Annotated in this window: 22 protein-coding genes; 11 read left to right on the plus strand and 11 right to left on the minus strand. The window is 44.1% G+C overall.

Features of this window, described 5'->3' with window-relative positions; translation table 11 throughout:
• Window positions 1-459: 459 nt before the first annotated feature.
• Together OC193_RS16260 and OC193_RS16265 are read right to left on the minus strand one after the other, a co-directional pair.
• Window positions 460-1,683: an HlyD family secretion protein gene (locus OC193_RS16260; RefSeq protein WP_048659049.1), complete on the minus strand. Its 1,224-nt coding sequence runs from the start codon at window positions 1,681-1,683 to the stop codon at window positions 460-462.
• On the minus strand, window positions 1,677-2,027 hold the full coding sequence (locus OC193_RS16265) for a hypothetical protein (RefSeq protein WP_048659050.1): 351 nt from the start codon (window positions 2,025-2,027) through the stop codon (window positions 1,677-1,679). The genes OC193_RS16260 and OC193_RS16265 overlap by 7 nt, the downstream gene beginning before the upstream one ends.
• Window positions 2,028-2,159: 132 nt before the next feature.
• Between OC193_RS16265 and OC193_RS16270 the strand changes: the two genes are divergently transcribed.
• Window positions 2,160-3,167 (plus strand): AraC family transcriptional regulator, encoded by a 1,008-nt coding sequence (locus OC193_RS16270; protein ID WP_048659051.1) that lies wholly within the window; start codon window positions 2,160-2,162, stop codon window positions 3,165-3,167.
• A gap of 9 nt (window positions 3,168-3,176) precedes the next feature.
• On the opposite strand, the gene OC193_RS16275 is transcribed toward OC193_RS16270, so the two are convergent.
• A complete protein-coding gene (locus tag OC193_RS16275) occupies window positions 3,177-4,103 on the minus strand; it encodes an urea transporter (RefSeq protein WP_048659052.1) in 927 nt (308 codons plus the stop codon).
• An 80-nt stretch (window positions 4,104-4,183) separates the two neighbouring features.
• Window positions 4,184-4,843 (minus strand): pyridoxamine 5'-phosphate oxidase family protein, encoded by a 660-nt coding sequence (locus OC193_RS16280; protein ID WP_048663318.1) that lies wholly within the window; start codon window positions 4,841-4,843, stop codon window positions 4,184-4,186.
• Between the two features lie 90 nt (window positions 4,844-4,933).
• On the opposite strand from OC193_RS16280, the gene pdxR reads away from it, so the two are divergent.
• Window positions 4,934-6,391, plus strand: coding sequence for a MocR-like pyridoxine biosynthesis transcription factor PdxR (pdxR, locus tag OC193_RS16285; protein ID WP_048663321.1), 1,458 nt, complete (start codon window positions 4,934-4,936; stop codon window positions 6,389-6,391).
• A gap of 16 nt (window positions 6,392-6,407) precedes the next feature.
• On the opposite strand, the gene yjeH is transcribed toward pdxR, so the two are convergent.
• Window positions 6,408-7,673 (minus strand): L-methionine/branched-chain amino acid transporter, encoded by a 1,266-nt coding sequence (gene yjeH / locus OC193_RS16290; RefSeq protein ID WP_048663323.1) that lies wholly within the window; start codon window positions 7,671-7,673, stop codon window positions 6,408-6,410.
• 255 nt (window positions 7,674-7,928) lie between these two features.
• On the opposite strand from yjeH, the gene OC193_RS16295 reads away from it, so the two are divergent.
• From OC193_RS16295 to OC193_RS16305, 3 genes are all read left to right on the plus strand, one after another.
• A complete protein-coding gene (locus OC193_RS16295; RefSeq protein ID WP_048663325.1) occupies window positions 7,929-8,390 on the plus strand; it encodes an Lrp/AsnC family transcriptional regulator in 462 nt (153 codons plus the stop codon).
• Entirely contained in the window at window positions 8,384-9,304 is a 921-nt protein-coding gene (locus OC193_RS16300) for a LysR family transcriptional regulator (RefSeq protein ID WP_048659057.1), read from the plus strand. Before OC193_RS16295 ends, OC193_RS16300 begins: the two co-directional genes overlap by 7 nt.
• 127 nt (window positions 9,305-9,431) lie before the next feature.
• Window positions 9,432-10,046: a LysE family translocator gene (locus tag OC193_RS16305; RefSeq protein ID WP_048659058.1), complete on the plus strand. Its 615-nt coding sequence runs from the start codon at window positions 9,432-9,434 to the stop codon at window positions 10,044-10,046.
• A 115-nt stretch (window positions 10,047-10,161) separates the two neighbouring features.
• Here the strand turns inward: OC193_RS16305 and OC193_RS16310 are convergent, their stop codons facing one another.
• Together OC193_RS16310 and OC193_RS16315 are read right to left on the minus strand one after the other, a co-directional pair.
• Window positions 10,162-11,325, minus strand: a complete 1,164-nt coding sequence (locus tag OC193_RS16310; protein ID WP_048659059.1) for an alpha/beta hydrolase — start codon at window positions 11,323-11,325, stop codon at window positions 10,162-10,164.
• A gap of 53 nt (window positions 11,326-11,378) precedes the next feature.
• Window positions 11,379-11,609 carry a hypothetical protein gene (locus OC193_RS16315; protein ID WP_048659061.1) on the minus strand — a complete coding sequence of 77 codons (231 nt, stop codon included), beginning with the start codon at window positions 11,607-11,609 and terminating at the stop codon, window positions 11,379-11,381.
• A gap of 273 nt (window positions 11,610-11,882) precedes the next feature.
• On the opposite strand from OC193_RS16315, the gene hcp reads away from it, so the two are divergent.
• Both hcp and OC193_RS16325 read left to right on the plus strand, forming a co-directional pair.
• Window positions 11,883-13,544, plus strand: coding sequence for a hydroxylamine reductase (gene hcp / locus OC193_RS16320; RefSeq protein WP_048659062.1), 1,662 nt, complete (start codon window positions 11,883-11,885; stop codon window positions 13,542-13,544).
• A gap of 120 nt (window positions 13,545-13,664) precedes the next feature.
• Window positions 13,665-14,720 carry a hybrid-cluster NAD(P)-dependent oxidoreductase gene (locus OC193_RS16325; RefSeq protein ID WP_048659063.1) on the plus strand — a complete coding sequence of 352 codons (1,056 nt, stop codon included), beginning with the start codon at window positions 13,665-13,667 and terminating at the stop codon, window positions 14,718-14,720.
• 239 nt (window positions 14,721-14,959) lie between these two features.
• On the opposite strand, the gene OC193_RS16330 is transcribed toward OC193_RS16325, so the two are convergent.
• Entirely contained in the window at window positions 14,960-16,396 is a 1,437-nt protein-coding gene (locus OC193_RS16330; protein ID WP_048608907.1) for a glyceraldehyde-3-phosphate dehydrogenase, read from the minus strand.
• Window positions 16,397-17,320: 924 nt separating this feature from the next.
• Between OC193_RS16330 and OC193_RS16335 the strand changes: the two genes are divergently transcribed.
• Window positions 17,321-19,912 carry an ATP-binding protein gene (locus tag OC193_RS16335; RefSeq protein WP_048663514.1) on the plus strand — a complete coding sequence of 864 codons (2,592 nt, stop codon included), beginning with the start codon at window positions 17,321-17,323 and terminating at the stop codon, window positions 19,910-19,912.
• Here OC193_RS16335 and OC193_RS16340 read toward each other — a convergent pair.
• The 3 genes from OC193_RS16340 to OC193_RS16350 form a co-directional block, all read right to left on the minus strand.
• Window positions 19,909-20,145 (minus strand): SMP domain-containing protein, encoded by a 237-nt coding sequence (locus OC193_RS16340; RefSeq protein ID WP_048659065.1) that lies wholly within the window; start codon window positions 20,143-20,145, stop codon window positions 19,909-19,911. The genes OC193_RS16335 and OC193_RS16340 overlap by 4 nt on opposite strands.
• 170 nt (window positions 20,146-20,315) lie before the next feature.
• Window positions 20,316-20,942: a D-Ala-D-Ala carboxypeptidase family metallohydrolase gene (locus OC193_RS16345; protein WP_048663326.1), complete on the minus strand. Its 627-nt coding sequence runs from the start codon at window positions 20,940-20,942 to the stop codon at window positions 20,316-20,318.
• A 152-nt stretch (window positions 20,943-21,094) separates the two neighbouring features.
• The gene (locus OC193_RS16350; RefSeq protein ID WP_004730049.1) at window positions 21,095-21,409 is read right to left on the minus strand and encodes a DUF496 family protein; all 315 of its coding nucleotides are present in this window, start codon (window positions 21,407-21,409) and stop codon (window positions 21,095-21,097) included.
• A gap of 195 nt (window positions 21,410-21,604) precedes the next feature.
• Here OC193_RS16350 and OC193_RS16355 point away from each other — a divergent pair, with 195 nt between their 5' ends.
• The 3 genes from OC193_RS16355 (at window position 21,605) to OC193_RS16365 (ending at window position 22,840) form a co-directional block, all read left to right on the plus strand.
• The gene (locus OC193_RS16355; protein ID WP_048659067.1) at window positions 21,605-21,805 is read left to right on the plus strand and encodes a hypothetical protein; all 201 of its coding nucleotides are present in this window, start codon (window positions 21,605-21,607) and stop codon (window positions 21,803-21,805) included.
• Between the two features lie 63 nt (window positions 21,806-21,868).
• Window positions 21,869-22,525 (plus strand): YceH family protein, encoded by a 657-nt coding sequence (locus OC193_RS16360; protein WP_019823422.1) that lies wholly within the window; start codon window positions 21,869-21,871, stop codon window positions 22,523-22,525.
• Window positions 22,526-22,840 carry a GIY-YIG nuclease family protein gene (locus tag OC193_RS16365; RefSeq protein WP_048659068.1) on the plus strand — a complete coding sequence of 105 codons (315 nt, stop codon included), beginning with the start codon at window positions 22,526-22,528 and terminating at the stop codon, window positions 22,838-22,840.
• Window positions 22,841-22,873: the final 33 nt, after the last annotated feature.

The raw sequence follows: 22,873 nt of genomic DNA on the forward strand, positions 1-22,873 counted from the left end.
TCGCAATAACCGCAATTGGCTTATATATTTTGTGAACAAGAATAAGGTTCACTAACAACGTCAGTTGGCTAGGTGACCCTCGGCTTAAGAAGGGTCGATTTATACATTGCAGGTAGCGTGCCAACTTTTAAAACCTCGAATATAGGCTGTTTAATAGCAATTTGGTGCGTATTTGGGTGTTTTATTCGCGTTTTAGAATTATCCTGTCGCATTATGCAATTGCGATTTGCAATTTGATGATAGTGTTGGGTGATCTAGGTGTTGATGATCTAGTGTCGCGATGAGATGAGATGAGATGAGATGAGATAAGAAGAAAGGCGAGCACAACGTGTCTCTGAGTTCTTTGCCTTCTATGGACTCTTCCTACGCCTAAAAATATGGAATTTTAAGCAAGCAACCCAAAAAGCCCGTGCGATCTGAAATCGCACGGGTTTAGTCTTGTTTTGTTTATCAGGCGTATTAGATAGAGTAGAAGAAGTACAGCTGAGACTTCATTCTAATGATGATCCCGCGTATTACATCTAGGAACGCCATGAAGCTAATCGGTTTCTCACCACTTACCCACGCTAACCCGACAGAACCAACAGGAATATCGTAGCCTTCTGTTTCATCGATCTTTAAACGTACAAAGTGGTGCTTGTTCTGAAGGTTTCGACCTGTGGTGACACGCACCTGTTCATCGATACCGAGCAAGCTCGCCTGTGCTTCACCCGTCGCCTCAACAATACCTTCTACGGTTGCCGAGAATATCTTGCCAGGGTAAACCGCCGTCGCAAATTCTGCTGGTTGGCCGACCTTAATATTACGAATCGCTTGGTGGTTAACTCGCATTAGCACGTACTTCTCTTCGGTGTACATTTGAATACGAGGCATCATTGAAACGCGCTGACCTTCACGAAGAATAAAGTTCGTTACAAAGCCGTCAGTCGGTGCCGTGACTTTGGTGCTGTTAAGATCCCATTGTGCTTGAGCCAAGGTTGCTTTCGCTGAATCCACTTCTGTTTGTTGTTTACTAACGTTAGTTTCGGCTTTGTGAATGTCGAGTTTCGCGTTTTCTGCATCGACTTCTTTCTTGCTCAGTTGAGATTCTAACGTAGTCAAATTGTGAGTCGCCAAATCTACCTTTGCCGTTTGTTGGTCGATGTCAGTTTCAGTGATTGTGTGTTGTACGACACTGTTTTGCTTCTGGTAACGATCAAGCGTTTTTGATTGCAGTACTAAGTCTGTTTTCGCTGACTCAATTTGTGCAATTGAAGCTTTGATGTCTTCTAGCGCTGAGCGATAGCTAACTTTAGCAATGCTCACTTCTTGGCGAGCCGTGTCTAAAGCGACCTTTGCTGACTCAAGTTGAACACTTGCTTTGTCTCTTGCAATCACATATTTGGTGTCGTCAATCTCATAGATCAGTTGTCCTTCTGTCACATCTTGGTTGGGATGGATATGGACTTTCGTTGTTTTACCCGACACATTGGTTGAGTCTGGACGCAATTGAATGTGCGGAGACTGAACAACCGAACCGCCCGATAAATCCATCGGAGTAAAGTTGAGTAGGCCGACCCACACAAACAATAGCCAAGATGTACCACCTAGGTACGCGAATGCTTTGGTGCCTTTGTTCCAAGGCATACCAATAAGTCTGAGTAAATAAATGAACAGTGCCCAAATTGCTAAGCCTTCTAACATACTTGGCTCTCCTCATCTTGCTTGTCGGTCGTTGCCTGTTCCTTCGGTGCTGCCGGAGATTTCCATGTATCTCTTAGGTTGATGATGGCTTTTTCCATATCAACAAATGCCAAGATTACAGCGAGTACCCATACCCAGTGCCATACGAAACCAATCCATGTTAATGCGGTAATCAAACCCAGCTGATGATGATCTTTACTGTGAGCTTTATTGATTGGTAATTCATGAACACGCCAGAACCCGTAACATGCTGCCGCGATGGTTGCGACCAACACTACGCCAGCCACGACGTGTAGTGCAGTATCTGCACCTGTTCCGACAAATGGGACACTAAGTAAACTCATTGATAAACCCTAGGTTAAATTGAGCGCCGAGTGTGATTGATATCAGATTTAGAGGTTGAAAATTTACCAATTACTTTAATAATGGTGTCAATATGATTTGATCTGTAATAGTAACTTCTAGGTAGGGGGCTAATGAACAACTGTAACTTCTTAAGAGCATTGGGTATTTTGGGTATTTATCAATACGCAATGACCAATAAGGCCGTGAATACCGAGCAATTAGGTATTCCTAAATCGGTGTTTAATAACCCGATGAACCTTATTCCCGTTAGTGAAGTGGACAAATGGTATGGTCTACTTGAAGAGCAAACTAATGATCCGGATATCATATTGAAATTGGCTGATCGTGTAGATATTGAAAGATTAGGCCCGTTAACCAATTGGTTTTTTTCTGGTCACGATCTTGCGTCGACGATCCGCAGAGTCAACATCGGACTGCATTGTTTACAGTCGGGTGCTTTCTTATACGGTGCTCAAGTCGGAACCATGATTAAATGGTGCTACGACAATCCCGCTTACACGGAAACGGGCAAAGTACATGACTCGATAAGAGTGGCCATTTTCATTATGAAGATTTTGCGCCGTTATTTAGGGGATGGTTTTAAACCCATGGCGGTATCAATTGCCGGCCATCGAGATAACGTTGATCTCTACCATGAGTATTTCGGTTGTACGATTCAATGGGGGCAACCTCGTACAGAGGTTTGGATACGGAGTGAGTTGAGGTTGTCTATTAATCAATCGCCAAGTGTAGGTAAAATGGGGCTGGCGATGAATTTTCACGACCTAGACAACTACCTCAATATGCCAGATGCCGGTGATGAACATAAGGTGACTTATGAGATGATCAACTACAGCCGCCATTTCGGTTTGCCGACTCTGCATAAAGTTTCTAGCCTTCTGGGGTTATCTGAGCAGCAGTTTCAGCGACGTTTACACAAACGGGGTGTCAATTTTTCTACCATAATGGGTTATGCATTGAGTAATGTTGCGGTGGAATTGTTGAGTTATAAATTGCCCATTGAAGATGTCGCTAAACGCTTAGGCTATACCAATACTGCCAGCTTCAATCGAATGTTTAAGAAACATCGAGGTTTAACGCCAAAGCAATATGTCGAGAGGTTTTGGACGGATCTATAGTTTATGTTTTTAGGCTAGACTTCGTTTCTGTAACAAGCCTGATAAGTAAACCACAGCCCAAGTACTCAAAATGAAAGGCGCTGTTAATGGCAGCAGTGCCAAGGTGTGAAAGCCTAGGGTAATAAGGCAACTCAACAGCATGCCTAATAGGATTAGCGGCCAAGGAATTCGTGGATAGAGCACAAGTGCTAGAGTTGCAAGAATGGCGTTGTAGCCATACAGCCCTTGGGAGATTAATTCATTGTCAGCACCAATCAAAGAGCTAAATAGGGTACTGATTAACACCGCAAGCAGTATCCAAACAGCGTGCATGAAGCTGTTCAGTGCGATTGCGACCAAGATAACTAATCCGGAAAACTCATTATTGATAAAACTGACTTGGCTGATCCCTTTTAGCATGGTCACCACAAACGTTGGTAAGTAGTTTTTCACATCTGTACCGATATCAATGAGTGGCATCAACGCAATGCTTGATGTTGAAAATGCAGAAAGCTCGAAGGTTGATTGGACAACATAAATTCCCCAAGAGGTAATAACGAAGGCGCTGGTGTAACCGCGGTACTTTTTAAAGCTAAACACTATTTTAGCGATTGGCACGGTGAGTAGGGCACCTAAGATTGTCACAGCCGCTAGTATTGGGGTGACCCCAAAGAAGTTACCAATGAACAAAGCGATCAGTGCGCCATTTAACGCATACATACCACTGTTAAGATCATGAGTTGGTTTGTTGTTGGTGTTAATGCTGTAATGGGTATAGCGAGCTAATGTGTAGCAGCAGCTGGCACCGAGTAAAGTTAAACAAGCCAGTGGAATTGATTCAATAGAGATAGCTAGCAATAACAAAAGGGATGTTACAGCAGATGGTGTGAAATAGACTTGCCCAATACCATTGAGCAAGCCTTGAAGTGGAAGAGTGTCCTTATTCGTGTTCATCATCTGGCGACAGAATTTCATTATGCTAAATTTTTGATACGCCAGATTGTATACAACTATTCTTGGTTGACCATCTTCGTGTGTTAATTCTGATACCAACGTTCACCATAGGCTTGTTGGTAATCAGGTGTTTCAACAATACCTTCTTGCTCTGGCACTGTTTCTAGTGGCCCTACTACCGTTCGATAAGGTAATACGCCAGCCCAGACTGGGATATCCATATCAGTCTTATCATCATTCACGCCATGTTTACCAATTTTCACGGAGGCTTCTGTTAAAGGGATCGCCAATAGCTCGGTTGCGGTGAGCTCTTTATCATTACTTAGCCTGACTTCATCGGTTCTTCCCGGTGCGATTTGCTCAATAAAGATATTCAGCAAGCGATCCTTTTCTTGGTTGTCATCAATAACTGAAAAAGACCCCAGTACCACTGCAGAACGATAGTGCGCACTGTGATGAAATGCCGAACGAGCCAATACCCAACCATCGAACAGAGTGAACGTTAAGCAGGTTGGTTCTCCTTTCTTTAGCCCTTTCAGTAAGCGACTGTTTTTAGCCCCATGAATGTAGACCATGTCATCCACTCGCCACGCGAGCATCGGGATAACCATTGGGCCTTGTTCGCCTTGCAATGCAATGTGTGCGATTAAGCTCTCATCAATAATTTGGTGCAGTTTCTCTTGTTCAAATACGGCTTTGTGAGCCCCTTTTTTAATCGTGGTTCTTTTCGTGTTAGATAACATAATCGCTCCTTAATCATTGCCTTTTGATTAATGTAGCGATTAACTGGTCTATTAAATAGAGCCACTTTTAAACACTATTTGGATCCAGTTATGCAGCCTATTGATGTCGGTGACCTACAGTTAGACAAACAACACGACACGCGTCAAACCGCCTTGTTCCACGCGATAAGAGAGAAGATCGTTCAAGGTTTATGGAGTAAAGGCAGTAAGTTACCTTCAACACGCAAGCTGGCCGTAGAACTGACAGTAAGTCGAAACACAGTGATCTATGCGTATGAACAGTTAGTTACGGAAGGCTACATAGAGAGCAGGCAAGGCTCGGGTTTTTACGTGTCGGTTGAACAGCCGGAGCATTTTCTCAGTTTGTCTCAGCCAAACAGTGTTCAGGATGTACAGGTTAGGCACGTAATAAGTAAGCCGAGTGCAAATATAGCGACACCTAACGACATTAACCGCAGCTTTGCCCCAGGAGTCCCTGACTTAGATGCGTTCCCTTATGCTAAGTGGCAGAGGCTGTTGCAACGCCACTCTGCACGTCAGAACATTGCGGGCAATCAAGAGGTTCAGGGAAGCTTGGCCTTGAGGGAAGCGTTGACCGGGTATCTAGCAAGCAGTCGTTCAGTTCATTGTAGTGTCGATAGAATCATCATTACTGCTGGTGCGCAGCAAGCCATTTCAATTGGTTTGATGGCGACGTTGGCGATGGGCGACAAAATCCTGGTGGAAGAGCCCGGTTATCGACAAGTGCATAAAATTATCGATCTGTTGAGGCTAGAGTTAGATGGCGTAAGTGTCCGTGAAAAGGTCGGTATTGATATTGAAAAAGTGCTCTCCAGTAATGCTAAGGCTCTGTATGTCACTCCAAGCAATCAATACCCAATGGGCACAACACTTAATACCGAGCAACGCCTCAAGCTAATCGATTGGGCCAACAAAAATCAGTCTTGGATTATTGAAGATGACTACGACAGTGAGTTTCAGTTTGCACATCGCCCTTACACCAGTATGCAAGGCTTAGCGGGTAAACTCGGGTTTGATGACCGAATCATTTATGTTGGTTCGCTGAGTAAAGTCATGTTCAACGGACTCCGCTTAGGCTACTTAGTGGTGCCAGAAAGTCTGGTGGCGAAGTGTCTTGAGATTAAAGATGCGCTCACTGGAGACACGGCGTCTCATACACAAGAAGCTTTGGCGGATTTTGTTCGAGAAGGCGACTTGCTGCGTCATATTAGAAAGATGCGTCGGTCATACAAACTCAAGTATGAAGCGATGATAGAAGCGATTGAAAGCGAGTTTAACGGTGATCTTGAAGTAATCAGTCAGGCGGCAGGACTACATGTAACGGTGAAGTGGTACAACGGAATATCTGAACATGAGTGGAGCCGTAGAGCAGAGCTTGAAAATATCATCATTCGTCCGTTTGATTTTTATGAATACGGTTCGAGTGATGCTCGTGATTGGAGTGGGGCGGTGCTGGGTTTTGGAAATATACGTTTGGCTGAGATAAAGCCGAAGATCAAACAGATCGCTCGGCTATTTTATCAGTGATATTGGTAGAGTTTGCTTACAACTTGTCGATAGAAACAGTGGGCTTACCCAACCATTTTCGCCAAGGGAGTGACAATGTCACAAAAATAGTCACGGCATAGAGCATCGACCAACTTAAACAGATAAACACTAAGGTACATATGACCAATGAGAGCATGGCTGTGTATCTAGATGCACCTGTCAGTAATCGGCAAGCCGCTAACATAGCAAGCAAATAAACCAGAACAAAAATACCATTGGCGAGCTTGAGAAAGAACTCAAGGTCCAAATTAGACAGTTCACCAATCACACACGAGATAAGCGCGATAAATCCAATAGCTAATGTTGGGTAAAGTGGTACGCCGCGGCTGTTCAGTTGAGCCATTCTACTTGTAGGAGTGTGTTGGCGAGCTTGAGCCCAGATCATTCGTGATAGGCTTTGTGTGTAAAGGTTGAGACTGGCAAAGCAAGCAAAGAAACCTAGCACACTGATGACGGTTTTGAAGCCATTACCAAACAGTTGTTCTGTTACCCAAGGGATGGATGCGGCATCGAATTCAGGTGAACCGTAAGCCCCCAGTTTAAGAATCACCACTGAACAAGTCCAGTACACTAACCCCGCAACAAAACAGCCTGCAATGATGGCGATTGGGAAGTCACGTTGTGGATTTTTGAACTCCTCTCCCATGTGAGCAAAAGCTTCTATTCCGACAAAGCACCAAAACATGACGGCTAAAGCAGCGCCGATGGACCACATAGAATCGGACGAGATGGTAGGGAGAGCCACATCGGTTACCGTGATGTCGGCTTTCCAAACAAAAGCGCTAACCAAGGCAAAAATTGATAAGGCAATCACCGTTTGCAAGCGGCCTGAAGACTTACTGCCCATCAAATTGACGGCAATCAGCAGAGCGACGGTAAAGGATTGAGCCCCAAGTGGTGTGTCGAGAGGTGCAGGTAACAACTGTTGAGCAAAGCCGCCTGCTAATGCAATCGCGGCTGGAATGCCAACAGGAATAACACTCACAAACAGCCAAGCGACACTCGTTTCTAAACGCTCGCTGAACGCCTGACGTACAAAGTAGGCGGTGCCACCTGCATTTGGGTAGCGTTTTCCCAACGCAGCAAAGGTTAGAGCGATAGGACAAATAGCGATAAACAGGATTAACCAAGCCAGTAGCGACAGCTGTCCAGCAATGCCTGCCGCGATAGCGGGAATCATAAAGAGCCCAGTACCCAACAAGGTCGTCGAGAGCTGCCCGATTCCGGACACTAGCGTGATTTCTTGTTTAAGTTGTGTCATTCGCTCTCCTAGCTATTGGCTTATGTGTTGACCTTCAGGTGTCTGTCTTCTGATGTTTGGGTGATGCTATGAATGAGAGCATACATTGTCGCCATCAATAATACAGCTAGCGAAACGTCGTAAGACACCGTCATTTTAACGGTATTAATCCGATTAAGCGTGAAAGTGTCGGCTGTCATAATGGCTGTTATAAGTAGGAAAGTTGTGTCAAATTAGGCGTTATAAATAGAACAATAAGTGGAAAGAATCAGAAGCATGGATAAATTTGATCGCCAGATTTTGGATATTCTCAAAATCAATGCACGATGCTCAGTGAGCGATATCGCACGAGATGTCAGTCTCTCGCGCTCAGCTGTGAACGCCAGAGTCAAGAAACTGGAAAGCGATAAAGTGATTACGGGCTACTGCGCTCAAGTTACAGACCCCAATCAAACGAAGAATGTGTGTGCTTATATTTTGTTGAAGTTCGACATGTCGAGCAGCGACCATAGTTGTGAGTCCTACGCGCAACGAATCCAGAGTATTGATGGTGTGCAGTGGTGTCACTCGATCAGCGGTGAGACGGACATGATGCTGTACGTTGAAGTGGAAAGCATGGAGCATTTAAATCAAGTTCGCGACCAACTGCAAAGCTATCCAGATCTGCGTCACCTAATGACTCATACTGTGCTGACCGAGTTTTTTAACAAACTGAATCCGACGGTACATTCATGTTAGGCAATATCAACTTAAACCTACTGCGTTCACTGCATGTACTTCTAGAGGAGTGTCATGTCAGCCGCGCAGCTCAACGCTTGCACATTACACAGTCAGCGGTTAGCCGCCAACTTAGCCAGCTAAGAGATTTGTGTGGTGATCCTTTGTTGGTTCGTGATGGTAACAAATTGGTTCCTACCAATCGTGCTCTATTACTTAAAGACAAACTCGATGACTTATTGGGCGAGTTTGATCACCTGTTAGACGATAAACCCTTTGAGCCACGAGACTGGCAAGGTGAGTTGGTGTTGTCTTCGAGTGATTATGTGGCTCAGTATATTCTTCCTGTGATTGTTGCAGAGGTGTCCGCTGAAGCGCCGAATATCAATTTGGCTTATCGCCTGTGGCAGCCAAACTACCTTGAAGCACTGAACGAGTCGGGGATCCACTTAGCTTCTAGTATGTTTCCCACAAAGCCAGAGCATGTTTCAAGCATCAAACTTGGTGAAGACAAGTCGGTGTGTTTGATGCGCAAGTCTCACCCATTAGCTCAACAAGTGGTTTTGAGTGCAGAAGACATTGTTAACTACTCTCACATAAAGGTGACGGGGGGCGGAGATAAAGACAGCTACGCGGACATAGCATTGAAGAAGCAAGGCCTGAAGCGAAGAGTGGCTTTGCAGGTTCCGTTCTTTTCATCGGCTGGCACTGTATTGATGCAAGACGATTACCTGATGATTGTGCCGGAACATATCGCCTATAACCTAGGTCGACACCTCGATACTACCTACTTTTCTTTGCCGTTTGATACGGAAATGCATACCTATTGGTTAATGTGGCACCCTAAATATGACAACGACTCTGCCCACAAATGGGCGAGAGAAAAGGCATTCCAAGCCATGAAAAAGTCGAGTTACAATATCAGTATGATTTGAAATCATAAGTGTAATGATAACCTTTGATTTCAAATGATACGTTCTGCGGATTATGGTAAGTGCCAAGTATTGAGTATTAAGCGTAGAGTGTTCAGCTGGAACGCTTTATTTTACTAGGAATGGAATGATGACAGTAACAATTTGGTTTTCTTTATTAGCGATTTGCTTGTTGGGTGCAATGTCTCCGGGCCCGAGTTTGGCGATGATCGCTAAGCACAGCTTGGCTGGTGGCCGCATGAACGGACTTATCGCAGCTTGGTCGCATGCTGCTGGTATCGGTATTTATGCGTTCGCAACCATTGTTGGTTTGGCCGTTGTGCTTGAGCAATCACCAATGTTGTTCAAAGGTATTAGTTTAGCGGGTGCTGCGTATCTGCTTTATCTCGGCGTAAACGCGTTACGTTCGAAAGGTGGTGTTGCCGCGAAATTAGAGGCGGGGGAAAAGATGAGTTACATGCAGTCTGCTCGCGAGGCTTTCTTGATCTCTATCTTAAGCCCAAAGATTGCGCTGTTCTTCATCGCTCTGTTCAGCCAATTTGTTGCATTAGGTAATGAACTGACCAATCAAGTGATCATTGTCTCAACGCCGTTGATTGTCGACGGCCTTTGGTACACTTTTATCACCTTGGTGCTATCTAGCCCGTTGATTGTTGAACGTATTCGCTCAAAGGCGCAGCTGATTGACCGACTATCAGGTTTGGTGTTGATCCTGCTTGCTGTTCGTGTGGTGTGGACGATATAGCAGTAAGCGATAAGAGTAAGTTACGAGAAACGATACTCATTAAAAAAGGCTCACTAGACGTTATCTAGTGAGCCTTTTTGATTTCTATGGATTGGCTTCGACAGGTTTGAGCTTGTTAGCCTTCAGAATTCAGCACGGCATCTAACTTCGCCATAGAATCTGAGAAGTAGGGGTTGTAGGTCAAACGCGCATGGTTCTTCCCTTCCTCGCGATAGCCCCATGCTGAGTACCAAACTTCACTGGTTGCATTACATTGTTCTTCAAAGCCTTCAGCCTGACCATTAGAGCAGATCTTCTCGCTACCATTGATTCCGTAGTAAGGGTTGCTTGGTGAGAACAGTAAGCCCATGTGAGAGCCGTTCGAGATACGCTGATCTGGAATTTTCATGCTGTACTGAACAGCGCGAGGATCCTCGAGTGTCGTTTCTCCTTGCCAAACCAACACATTGTTTGGATTCGGCATCGATTCAGTAAATGCTTGCTGAACGTAGTTGGTGTCAATCACGCTGTCGCCTTCACTCATCATAATAAACACCGGCTTATCGAAGTGCTTATCTTCCAAGTCATTGCGAACGACTTCTGATGTCTCGTAGTAAACTGAAGCACCGTTCATTGGCAGTGAGTTGTAACGCAGCACGTTATCTTCAGGATCTTGATCGGCCCAAGTAACAAAGTAGCTCGCTAGCTCTGCATATTGAACGGCTGACGAGCTCGGTTGAAACGCAGGAGAGAACAGCAGTAACCCAGAGATTTTTGGATCATGCATCGCCTGTGAAGTCACGAGGTTCGCACCGGTTGAATAGCCGCCTAGCCAAACAGAATCATACTCTTGCTCGAGTAACTTCGTATGATGAGCTACCACACCTTGCCAATCTTCTAGGCTCGGCTGCATTAAGTCACCCACGCGACTACCATGACCCGGCAGTAACACGGTTCTCACTAAGTAACCTTGCTCAGCCAAATGGGTAGCGATGTCTTTAAATGAGTAGGGTGAGTCACCTAATCCATGAACCAGTAACACTGCCTTGCCGTTTGGCGAGGTTGGTTGATACTCGGTTGGCGAATTGAGTTGGATCTCGAGTTGTTTGTCTTCCGTCATGAACACACGGTTTTTCAATAACCAATCTTGGGTGTCATTGACGTAGGCATCAAAGCTGTCTTGCTGATAGCTAGGCAAATCTGGAGAAGTTTCGTAAGCGGGTATTGATGTCTCGTTGGAGCAACCAACGAGACTTAAAGTCGTTAAGGCCAGCAGTGCTAGGAGGGGCTTTCTTTGCATTATGTAATCTTGTCTCTGTTGTGCTTTCACTATGTCTGAAACTGAAGTTTAGATTATTTTCTGCTTGAAAGGTCTTCGTACTCACCTTCAATAACTCCGGCATCATGGGTTGATGACTGACGAGTGTTCATATGAGCTGCGAAACCTTGTTTCTTCATTTGATTCTGAATGCGCTTGCCAGTGATTAAAGCTGCAATAGCCAAAGGAATAGCAAGGATCAAGCTTGTGAATAGTGCCAAAAGGCCAGTAAATAATGCAACAATCGTAACTAATATATTTTTCATATTCATTCCTCTTTTTCTATGTTGTTACTTTATCGCTTCTATTCTGAACGAAACATGAACGCCGTTAATTAATCTCGGAGAGTCACTATGACACGGATGTGTGCTCTTGGGGAGTTTATATGTAGTCATAATCACGCACTAAAAACATGGAATACAGCTAAGTCTAATAAAATCAATGAGTTAAAAGTTGGCACGGTTGATGCTCTATAGGGGTTGGAATAAGTCACTGTAAGCAAAGCACTTACAGCTAATAAAAATTACTGGAGCCCCTATATGTTCTGTATTCAATGTGAACAAACAATTCAAACCCCAACCGTAAAAGGCTGTTCTTTCGCACAAGGTATGTGTGGTAAAACTTCGGAAGTATCCGACCTTCAAGACGTGTTGGTGCATTCTCTTCAAGGTGTTTCTTTCTGGGCTAATTTAGGCCGTGCTTGTGATGTTATTGATACTGAAATTGATGAATGGGCACCAAAAGCATTTTTCGCAACATTAACGAACGTTAACTTCGATCCTGCTCGCATCATCGAATTTGCTCAGCAATCTCACGAGTTTAAGCAGCGTTTAGAACAACAAGTTCGAGCGGCAGCTACGTTGACCGGTTTTGAGATCCCAGCGCTTTCTGCTGCTGCTCAATTCGATCTTCCAACGGATTCGTCAGAGTTATTGGCGCTTGCCCCTCAAGCAGCGGTAAACCGCGGTCACGACTCTCAACACGAAGATGTGATTGGTCTTCGCCTTCTTTGCCTATACGGCTTAAAAGGTGCGGCAGCGTACATGGAGCACGCACGTGTTCTTGGTCAAACTGACAATGCTATTTTTGCTGAATACCACGAAATCATGGCGTTCCTAGGTACAGACCCATCAGACCTAAAACAACTGTTAGATACGTCTATGCAGATTGGCTTGATGAACTACAAAGTAATGGAAATGCTGGATAAGGGCGAGACAGATACATTTGGTCACCCTCAACCAACAACCGTGAATGTGAAGACGAAGAAAGGTCACTGTATCCTTGTTTCTGGTCACGACCTGCATGACCTAGAAAAGATCCTTCAACAAACAGAGGGCAAGGGCATTAACGTTTACACCAACGGTGAGATGCTACCTGCACACGGTTACCCTGAACTGAACAAGTACCCACACCTTGCGGGTAACTACGGCAGCGCTTGGCAGAATCAGCAAAAAGAATTTGCGAACTTCCCTGGTGCGATCGTAATGACATCTAACTGTTTGCTTAACCCTGATGTAGGCTCATACGCTGACCGTCTATTTACGCGTAGCATCGTTGGCTGGCCGGGTGTTGCTCACCTTGAAGGTGACGATTTCAGCGCTGTGATCGATTGTGCTCTTGCACAAGAAGGCTTCAAGCATGACGAGATCGAGCAAATGATCACTGTTGGCTTTGGTCGTAACGCACTGATGGAAGCAGCGCCTGCGGTTGTTGAGCAAGTGAAAGAAGGCAACATTAAGCACTTCTTCTTAGTCGGTGGTTGTGACGGCGACAAATCTGAGCGTAGTTACTACACAGATTTCACAGCTCAAGCACCAGAAGATTCAGTAATCCTGACCTTGGCATGTGGTAAATTCCGTTTTAATAAGAACCAATTTGGCGATATTAACGGTATCCCACGTCTGTTAGATGTTGGTCAATGTAACGATGCTTACTCTGCTATTCAGCTTGCTTTAGCACTGTCTAAAGAGTTTGACTGCGGCATCAACGAACTGCCTCTAACACTTGTTCTTTCTTGGTTCGAGCAAAAAGCGATCGTTATCCTGCTTACTCTGTTTGCTCTTGGTGTGAAAGGCATCTACACAGGCCCAACAGCGCCAGCGTTCCTAACAGAAAACCTACTAAAGATTATTCAAGACGAGTTCGATATGCGTTCTATCTCAACGCCAGAGCAAGATCTTAAAACAATCTTAGCGGCTTAATCTAAGCCAACTCCTAAGCCCCGTTGTTGTGACGTTTTTCAAAAACAGACAACGGCGGGGCTTTTTCGATTTAAATCCTTAGTCATTTAATCATCTAGTCATTAGCAAGGTACACGAACTATGTATGCATGGTCGGATAGCGATTCAATCAATTTAGTGTGTTTAAAGAAATGGCATGAGACGCCAGATACGGTCAGCTTTGAGCTTGGCAGCATTCCACAAGACTTACATTTTAATTTTAAGCCAGGGCAATTTATTACTCTGGGTTTAGATATGCCGACGAAAACGGATTACCGTGCTTATTCAGTGGCTTCTTGCCCGGAAGATAACCGTCTGAAGTTGACGGTCAAGCGTGTGGAAGGTGGTTTGGTTTCGAACTTTATTGTTGATGAGCTTGATGAAGGTGATGAGGTTTCAGTGTTGAAGCCGGCAGGCGCGTTTAACTGTATTGATTGTATGCCAACGGCGACAAAGAAAGTAACGCTAGTGAGTGCAGGCTGTGGTATCACACCAGTAATGGCGATGGTCAAGTATTGGCTGTCTCAAGACAGTGACATCGAGATTGATTTTGTCCACATGGCACGCAACAAGCTTGAGACTATCTACTTTCAAGAACTTCATCAGCTCGATGAATTACATGCGAATTTCAACTTAAAACTGCTGCTGAAAGACAACGAAGGAACAACGGCTCCTCAAGGTCGTTTAGATAAAAACTGGTTGGTGAAACTGAGCCCAGATATCTTAGACAGAACCGTTTACCTGTGTGGGCCTGTGGGCTTCATGCAAGACATTGAAAGTTATCTGAAAGAACTTGAGTTCAACATGGATAACTTCTATCAAGAAAGCTTCACTCCTGCTACTCAGAATGCTCAATCAGAAGCGTCAAAAGCCGAAGTTGCTGACGATACGAATAGTGCTGTTAAGGTATTTGTGCCTGCGTTCGGAGCTGAAGTTGAAGCGGAAACTGGTACACCATTGGCGGATTCATTAGAAAAAGCAGGCGTTCCAATTATTATCGCTTGTCGCAGCGGTATTTGTGGTTCGTGTAAATGCAAAGTGACCAAAGGGTCAGTGGAATCAAGCAGCCAAGAGACATTGACGCCAGAACAGATTGAGCAGGGGTACGTGCTCGCATGTTCAAGCTCGATTCTGTCAGATGTTGAGGTTGAGTTATAACAGACGTGAAGCTGTGTAAGAGTGATGAAGACAAGGTCTTGTCATAGAGATAAAAGTTAGGGCGCTAGATGTAAAAAGGCCACCTAGATCAGTTAGAGAGAGCAGATCTAAGTGGCAACCCTCTTGTTTATACGGGGGAGTAAAACAAAAGGGGTTGCGAAGTCCATACAGACTTCGCAGATATAGTTATTATGTTGTGGAGCTTGTTGCGATGGACGTATCTACAAGAGCGAAGTTGATTAAACTTCAGGGTATGTCTTGTAGCGAACACCCATCATCTGTTCCATACAGTGAACAACTTGGCAGCTGTAGCCAAACTCGTTATCGTACCAAATGTACAGCACGGCACGGTTGTCTTGTGCGATAGTCGCCACACCGTCAACCACACCTGGGTGACGAGAGCCAACCAAGTCTGTAGATACAATCTCAGTTGAATCTGTGTAATCGATTTGTGCAGACAAAGCAGAAGACAGCGCCATTTCACGTAGGTACTCGTTCAACTCTTCTTTGTTTGTGCCTTTCTCAAGGTTTAGGTTTGCTACTGCCATTGATACGTTTGGCGTAGGTACGCGAATCGCATTGCCTGTTAGCTTGCCTTCCATTTCTGGCATTGCTTTTGATACCGCTTTAGCAGCACCTGTCGATGTCAGTACCATGTTCAATGACGCAGCACGGCCACGACGATCACCTGAGTGGAAGTTATCGATTAGGTTTTGGTCATTGGTAAATGAGTGAACCGTTTCGATGTGACCAGACAGTACGCCAAACTTGTCGTGAACTGCTTTCAATACTGGCGTGATTGCGTTGGTGGTACAACTTGCTGCAGAGATGATGGTGTCTTCTGGTTGAATAACATTTTCATTCACACCAAATACAACATTCTTGATGTCGCCTTTACCTGGCGCTGTTAGTAGAACCTTCTTCGCACCGTTACATGCTACGTGTTGGCTTAGGCCTTCCGCGTCACGCCATACACCTGTGTTATCAACCACAAGTGCGTTTTCAATACCGTAAGCCGTGTAATCCACTTCTTCTGGTTTGTTTGCGTAGATAACTTGGATGAAGTTGCCGTTTACGATGATTGCTTTACGTTCTTGGTCTACCACGATGCTGCCGTTGAACTGGCCGTGAACAGAGTCACGACGGAGTAAGCTAGCACGTTTTTCTAGGTCGCCATCTTTGCCGCCACGTACAACGATTGCGCGTAAACGAAGTGGGTAACCTGGGCCGCTTTTCTCTACAAGAATACGAGTTAGCAAACGACCGATACGACCGAAGCCGTACAACACGACGTCACGAGGTTTCGTCATCGCGTCGCCTTCAAGCGAACCCATTAGAGCTGTTTGAAGGAAATCATCCATCGCGCTAAGGTCTTCGTGGTTTTCCCAGTACTGAGCTGCCAGACGACCAACATCAACGCGGCATGGAGACAAGCGCATTGATAGTAGATGCTGGATAATTGGTTGAGTTTGTTCTGCGGTTAGCGGTGAGCCAGTGTAACGTTTTGCGATGCGGTGAGCTTTGATGATGTCGATAGTTGTCGCGTTAACTAGGGTCTTACCGAAGAGGATAACTTCTACGCCTTTTTGACGGTATAACTGACCTAAAGTTGGAGCGATGGATTCAGCAATGGTTTGACTAGTTTGCCAATCTAGGAGGTGCTTTTCGGGACTCATCTTTACTCGGGACCTTTCACGTTAAGTTTCTGCATTCATGGCGGTTGTAGGGAAGCCAATCAGCATAGGGGATTTGAGGCATCAGGCTGTGGTCTATATTGCCACTTAAATGTGCTTGATATGCCTTGTGTGTAACTTGTAATTTTTATGTGGCAGGATTGTAAGGTACGACGGGTTATTCTGCTAGGAAAAATAAATGTAGACAAAATATCTGTAAATTGACTTTATATTAGCCAAAAATCAAGGTTTCAACGTCGATAAAGACTATTGACTTTAACAATCTGTAGCACTTATTTTTCGTCAAAAAATACTCAAATCAAAATGTAGTATGTAATAAAGGTCATGGTGATCATTAAATATGTGATCATTGACTCAGGTTACACGTAAAGAGTAAACGACAAATAAGGTAATCAACGTCCTTTCTTGTTCGACTTTTGAATAAGCGGAGTTCGAGTGCAAAAAGTCCATCACGCAAACGATTGGATGTCACAATTTTACCTGAATCATCTAATTATTTGTTATGGCAAGTCATCATTCACAGTTTAGTTGAGTCGCAGTAAGTGGATGTTCACTTGTTATGTGGGTGATAACAACTGGAGAAAGTGTCTTTTGTTTACATCGTGCTTGCTTAAACCTTTCTCGTTTAGAGCTCATTTGTAGAAATCTCCCGCGCGTAAAGCTCACTTATTCCAAGTATGCTCCTTCGCTTTAAAGCTCCGTTCTGGATATCAGTTGGTTCTAATTTTTCGTTCTGGGCTCAGAGTAACGTTTGTTCATATCCAATTTGATCAATAACCCCCTGTTAATGTCCTATCCTTAATCTGGGCTAGGTAAATTACTTTCGGGAAGGGAGTAGTTATAAAAGTGATAAATATGTCAATTAGATGGCGTCTTATTTTTCTTTCTACGGTTTCTGTACTCATTATGTTTGGGTTTACAGTGAATGAAGTGCTTAAGAACGAAAAGAAGATGAATCACCTTGAAACAACCCGTATTAAGGTTGAAGCGCTTCAATCTTTTAATACGATTTCAAGTGATGCTTATCGATGGTTGGTTCTGTCTAATGACTCTTCAGAGAAAGGTCTGCTGCTTTTAAAACTGAAAACTGATTTGACTAGGCTAGCTCAATACGAGAAACAGCTTCAACAGTTCGACAGTAATTGGACTGTTGAACCAAAGCTGGTTGAGCTTAAGAGCGTATTAGAGAGACTCGCCCGTGTAACCTCCAGTATTAACAGGGACGCGTCACAGGTTACTGATAACAACACGCAACTGACAGAGCGTGCCTTCGACTTGTTAAAAGGCGTGTTAATGGAGCTATCTGAATATCGTATTAACATTGTGGATGAAAAAGTCAGTCAAGCTAACGCGATGTTTATCAATCTTACTCATTATGTGTTCTGGACTCAGCGAGAAGCGTGGCTGAGTTACCGTTTGTATCGCTCTCCGGAGCTGATTGATCAATATTTATTGAGTTATGTTGGTGCTTTAGAAAGGCAGCTGCAATTATTAGATACGTTTTTCCGATCAGGTAGTCGCTCGCCTGAAATTAGAAAGCTACTAAGTACGTTTTCTAAAGATGAATTTCAAAACCGATTTACCGATCGAATCCTCAAAGGTGACTTCTCTTCACCTGAAATATATGAACATGTGGAAGGTTTAGAACGAAAGAAGTTGGCGATTTCAAAGGCAGTGGGTGCTTATACCAAGCAATTACAGTTTGATCTGACCAACAATATAGCGCTACAAAAAAAGCAAACCCTGATCATGACTTTGCTTATTCTTGCCATTTCAGGTGTGTTGTTGTGGCTCGGTGTAGCAACGTCTCTTCGCTTAAATCGAAACTTATCGATTATCCTAAGAGGGGTATCTGAATGCGCAGATAGCTACGGTGAACCCAAGGTGATTCAGATTCAAGGGAACGATGAACTCACCGAGTTCACTGAAACTCTAAATCGAGTGATGGAGCGTAACTACTTTCACAATAAAGAGTTGATAACAGCAAAAGAAGACGCGATTTCGGCCAATAAAGCCAAAAGCGCATTTTTAGCCAATATGTCACATGAAATACGCACGCCACTTAACGGTATTATTGGCATGGCTGAGATCTTATCTCAAAGCCAACTTAGCGCAAATCAGCAAGAAGTATTAGGGGATATTGAATCGTCTTCTCACTCTTTGCTAGTCCTACTTAATGACATCCTCGACCTATCTAAAATCGAGTCGGGTAACTTGATGTTGTCACCACACAATGCTGATTTACGAGAGGCGGTCTATGACTCTGTAAGTGTGATTCTGTCGAAAGCGATAAGTAAGGATATCGAGCTCGACATCAATATCGACTATCAAACGCCGCCACAACTGTTTTTCGATGAATACCGCGTGAGACAGGTGCTGACCAATCTGCTTTCGAATGCCATTAAGTTTACGTCCAAGGGCACAATTACCACGGACATTGCTTATACCCCTATGTCTATGGGCAGGGGTAAGCTTGAATGCAGCGTGTCTGATACCGGGATTGGGATTGAACCAGAGAAGTTAGAATCCATATTTGAACCTTTCACTCAAGAAGATGGCAGCATTACCCGCCAATTTGGTGGTACGGGGCTAGGGCTTGCGATTTGTCGACAGCTTGTTGATTTGATGGGGGGCTACATTACCGCCCGTTCAGTGAAAGGAGAGGGCTCGACATTCACGTTTTGTTTGTATGTCGATGTTGTAGAAGCGCCTGTTCAAACTTTCGATAACCTGAGCCGAGCGACGATCATCTCGAACTCTTTCAATTACCTTGATCAGCTTGTTAAAGAGTGTGAGCGTTTGAATGTTCGAGCCAATGTGGTGTCATCCATTGCTGCCCTTAGTGAAAGTGTAAAAGAAAGCGACTTGATACTTTATTGTCATACCTTGCATCACTCGATGGAGAAAGATCTTGCGACGTTGAAGGCGATATATCCTCTTGCCCGCGTCATCGTGTGTCAGCATCACCTATTCAAAACCAACCTAATCACAGAAACGGTCCACTCGACTCATACCTTGCCATTCTTGGGCCGACGATTCTTAAACAGCTTACAATCGCTTGATGTCGGTGAAGAGCAAGCATCAGCGGTGGAACCAAAAGATGAAGAGGTTCGCTCTCTGAATCGACGCATTTTGATCGTTGAAGACAATCTGATGAATCAAAAAATAGCGAGCTTCTTCCTTGAGCAAGCGGGTTATGAGTATTTGATTGCCAGTAATGGCCAAGAAGCGGTGGACGTCATCACTCAAGGTGCTCAGTTTGATGCCATCTTAATGGACTGCATGATGCCTGTTATGGATGGTATAACGGCGACTCGTGCGATTCGACAGTGGGAAACCACTCAACAAGCTGCGCCATTACCCATTATTGCTTTGACCGCTAGTGTCCTGGAAGAAGACATTAAAGATTGTTTTGAAGCGGGCATGAACGCCTACTTGCCCAAACCTTATAAATCTCACCAGTTGTACGATCTTTTCAGTAGTCTTGATATCGTCTAGCGGACTTCTAAGCCAAGGTTGTATTGTGCAAGACAGCGACCTACATAACTGATTTTCAACAAGGCTGCGACTAAGATGGTGCTGATGTGGGCGACAATTTGAATCGGCAGTGAGAAGTGATTGGCCATTGGATAAGCAACTATAATACTGAGAAGCATAAGCAAGGTTGTGATAGCTAGACTGAAGTTTGAAACAGAAAGCAGAGTTTGAAAGCGTTGAGTCATCGTCTTCATATTGAATTCCTAATTGCTATTATTTTCTTTTGATACTTAGTAATAGCAATTATCGTTCCATATTTAATTTTAATTAAATATCAATGGCTTAATAAAAATGCAGGCATAGGGAGAGTCAAAAAGACATGATCAATTGATGTGTCTATTTGACTTTTTGGTGTCTTTTTAAGTTACCAGTTTCTGAAGCCGCAAGTGTCGATATGGAATCGAACGCCGGCGTACAGGCCTAACCCTACGTTATTCTTCTGCCCGTATTCAGCGTGAATTTTTTTGAGTTTAACGTGCAAATCTGCTCGAGAAATACCGTTGGCTGGGACAAGATCTAAGGCGCAGAACTCTAAGTGTTTACTTTGCAGGGCACCGCCAGCTTGTTGATTGTAGAGTTTTGAACGTTCACCAGAAACAGGAATAACCACACCGATTTCAGGCTCGATGTATTCTTGAATGTACTTCAAGGTGTTGATCATGTTGGGTACATGTTTTTTGTTGGGGAGGGTAAACAAGGTGGTGTTACTCATTGCCCAGTCTGTCCCTTGCAACAACACCAGATGTAAAGGCATGCTTTGTGTGATTCCCGCATCTTTGAGCTGTTGTCCGATCTCTCTTACTTGGTCTTCTGCGTGATTAAGCAACATCCAGCCACGAAATGCCGAGCGAGTCGGTACCTTGTAGCCATGAACATCCACCACGAGATCCTCGTAGGTGATTTCAGTCTCTTCGTTATACAGCCTTTCAAATTCTTCTGGGTAGGGTTGAGTCGTTGATAGCGCTAAGGTAATCAGGATGCTTGAGTACATAAGGTGGCTCCATTACTTACGTTGGCTTTGCTAGTAATATTTGAATCAGTAAATACGTAAGCTTAAGTATAGACACTGGAATTTATGTACAAAAAAACCCACTATAAAGAGTGGGTTACTAACATTATTACAAGTTAATCAGCGAGGTTAGATTACTTCTTACCTTGCGTTTGCTTGTCTTCTTCTGTTAGTTCACGAATGCGGCGGCTGATGTCACGGCGAGCTTTAGAAATCTCTGCGCTCTTGATGATGTGGTCATCAACACGGTCTTCGTAGTCAGCTTTCATATTCTTGATAATGCCTAGGATCTCGTCGTGAGTCATCTCTGGCTTGATGTAATCAAGTAGGTTATCAAGAAGGTCAACACGCTTGCGGTTGTCACGAACTTTCTTTTCGTTGTCTAGAAGTTCACGCTTAAGTTTGTTCTTACGTCGTGCTTGGTTAACAATTTCAAATACGCTGCTCATAGATTCCTTTTCCTATTCGTCAAATACGTTGTCTGGTTCTGATTAAAGCACATCAATTGATGATGTAACAGTCTTTAGATCAAAGCAAAAGTAAGGTTGTTTAATTATTCGTCACTCTCGCCGATGTGCGATTGTTTTTATCTTACCGATCAAGTTAGTATCCTATGTAGATACTGCATTGATACGATATGTGAAATGAATCAACAACAATTGGAAACAGAAGATTTGGGTGACGATGTTACTGAATCTTCGGCAGAGCAGAACAAGCTTCGTGATGCGTATGTACAAGAGCGCACTTATTTGGAAGTCGTGGAAATAGAGCTAAACCGTTCTAAGATCATAATGATTGATGAACAAGGCAGAAAGAAACGAGTACCGATTTTGTCTGAGCACTAGCCAGTATTGGCTGCATTGTTAAGTGTTGAGATGGAATTATCAAAATAATAAAAAGGAAAAACGATGAACACAGTACTTTCCCCAATTGAAGCGAGAATTATCGGTTGCTTGATCGAGAAAGAAGTCACTACTCCCGATCATTACCCACTGACACTGAACAGCTTAACCACGGCATGTAATCAAAAGAGTAACCGTGAACCTGTTCTCTCTCTTTCTGAGTCAGACGTTTTAGATGCGGTTGATGGTTTGATCGGACGTCGTATGGTGAGCGATGAAAGTAGCTTCAACAGCCGTGTTAATAAGTATCAGCACCGTTTCTGTAACACTGAGTTCGGTGATCTGCAATTTACAGAGCAAGAGCGTGCAATCATCTGTTGCATGCTGCTTCGCGGCGCACAAACGCCCGGTGAACTCCGTACTCGAACAGGGCGCCTTGCAAACTTTAGTGATGTGAAAGAAGTCGAAGCAACATTAGATAAGCTAGCTGCAAGAGAAGCTGGTGCGCTAGTGGTCAAGCTACCACGCGAAGCGGGTAAACGTGAATCACGCTACCAGCACTTATTGAGCGGTGAAGTGGATGTTGAAGCGTTTGCGACGGCATCAGTAAGCGCGGCTGCACCCTCTGCGACGAGTGAAAAGTTTGAAGAGCTTGAGTCTGAAGTAGCAAGCCTACGAGCAGAAGTGGCAGAGCTTAAGGCTCTGGTTGAATCGCTGCTTTAAATGTCAGGCGCTGATAAAAATGCGGATTGGGTCGTGTACTTGATCCGCAATCGTCACAATGCCCTTTATTGTGGCGTGACGAACAATCTTGAACGTCGATTTGAACAACATCAAACCGGTAAAGGCGCCAAAGCTTTAAAAGGTAAAGGCCCACTTAAGCTGGTTTGGAGTTTTGATGTTGGCTCAAAAAGTGAGGCGTTGAAAACCGAATACGCGATCAAGCAATTGCCCAAATCCCGCAAAGAAAAACTGGTATCACTCAAACTGATTATTGAGTGGCAACAAGACAAAATTCAATATATCGAAGTCTCATAATTCATAGCCAAAATATTTATTACTGATAAAATG

The sequence above is a fragment of the Vibrio crassostreae genome, assembly GCF_024347415.1.
GTDB classification, from domain to species: domain Bacteria; phylum Pseudomonadota; class Gammaproteobacteria; order Enterobacterales; family Vibrionaceae; genus Vibrio; species Vibrio crassostreae.

Excerpts from the sequence above, each read along its gene's own strand:
- OC193_RS16275 (WP_048659052.1), bottom strand. The coding sequence starts at position 4,103 with ATGATGAACACGAATAAGGACACTCTTCCACTTCAAGGCTTGCTCAAT.
- OC193_RS16355 (WP_048659067.1), top strand. The coding sequence starts at position 21,605 with ATGAATCAACAACAATTGGAAACAGAAGATTTGGGTGACGATGTTACT.
- OC193_RS16280 (WP_048663318.1), bottom strand. The coding sequence starts at position 4,843 with ATGTTATCTAACACGAAAAGAACCACGATTAAAAAAGGGGCTCACAAA.
- OC193_RS16350 (WP_004730049.1), bottom strand. The coding sequence starts at position 21,409 with ATGAGCAGCGTATTTGAAATTGTTAACCAAGCACGACGTAAGAACAAA.
- pdxR (WP_048663321.1), top strand. The coding sequence starts at position 4,934 with ATGCAGCCTATTGATGTCGGTGACCTACAGTTAGACAAACAACACGAC.
- OC193_RS16330 (WP_048608907.1), bottom strand. The coding sequence starts at position 16,396 with ATGAGTCCCGAAAAGCACCTCCTAGATTGGCAAACTAGTCAAACCATT.
- OC193_RS16260 (WP_048659049.1), bottom strand. The coding sequence starts at position 1,683 with ATGTTAGAAGGCTTAGCAATTTGGGCACTGTTCATTTATTTACTCAGA.
- OC193_RS16365 (WP_048659068.1), top strand. The coding sequence starts at position 22,526 with ATGTCAGGCGCTGATAAAAATGCGGATTGGGTCGTGTACTTGATCCGC.
- OC193_RS16340 (WP_048659065.1), bottom strand. The coding sequence starts at position 20,145 with ATGAAGACGATGACTCAACGCTTTCAAACTCTGCTTTCTGTTTCAAAC.
- OC193_RS16325 (WP_048659063.1), top strand. The coding sequence starts at position 13,665 with ATGTATGCATGGTCGGATAGCGATTCAATCAATTTAGTGTGTTTAAAG.
- OC193_RS16300 (WP_048659057.1), top strand. The coding sequence starts at position 8,384 with ATGTTAGGCAATATCAACTTAAACCTACTGCGTTCACTGCATGTACTT.
- OC193_RS16305 (WP_048659058.1), top strand. The coding sequence starts at position 9,432 with ATGACAGTAACAATTTGGTTTTCTTTATTAGCGATTTGCTTGTTGGGT.
- OC193_RS16315 (WP_048659061.1), bottom strand. The coding sequence starts at position 11,609 with ATGAAAAATATATTAGTTACGATTGTTGCATTATTTACTGGCCTTTTG.
- OC193_RS16295 (WP_048663325.1), top strand. The coding sequence starts at position 7,929 with ATGGATAAATTTGATCGCCAGATTTTGGATATTCTCAAAATCAATGCA.
- yjeH (WP_048663323.1), bottom strand. The coding sequence starts at position 7,673 with ATGACACAACTTAAACAAGAAATCACGCTAGTGTCCGGAATCGGGCAG.
- OC193_RS16360 (WP_019823422.1), top strand. The coding sequence starts at position 21,869 with ATGAACACAGTACTTTCCCCAATTGAAGCGAGAATTATCGGTTGCTTG.
- OC193_RS16270 (WP_048659051.1), top strand. The coding sequence starts at position 2,160 with ATGAACAACTGTAACTTCTTAAGAGCATTGGGTATTTTGGGTATTTAT.
- hcp (WP_048659062.1), top strand. The coding sequence starts at position 11,883 with ATGTTCTGTATTCAATGTGAACAAACAATTCAAACCCCAACCGTAAAA.
- OC193_RS16310 (WP_048659059.1), bottom strand. The coding sequence starts at position 11,325 with ATGCAAAGAAAGCCCCTCCTAGCACTGCTGGCCTTAACGACTTTAAGT.
- OC193_RS16345 (WP_048663326.1), bottom strand. The coding sequence starts at position 20,942 with ATGTACTCAAGCATCCTGATTACCTTAGCGCTATCAACGACTCAACCC.
- OC193_RS16335 (WP_048663514.1), top strand. The coding sequence starts at position 17,321 with ATGTTTGGGTTTACAGTGAATGAAGTGCTTAAGAACGAAAAGAAGATG.
- OC193_RS16265 (WP_048659050.1), bottom strand. The coding sequence starts at position 2,027 with ATGAGTTTACTTAGTGTCCCATTTGTCGGAACAGGTGCAGATACTGCA.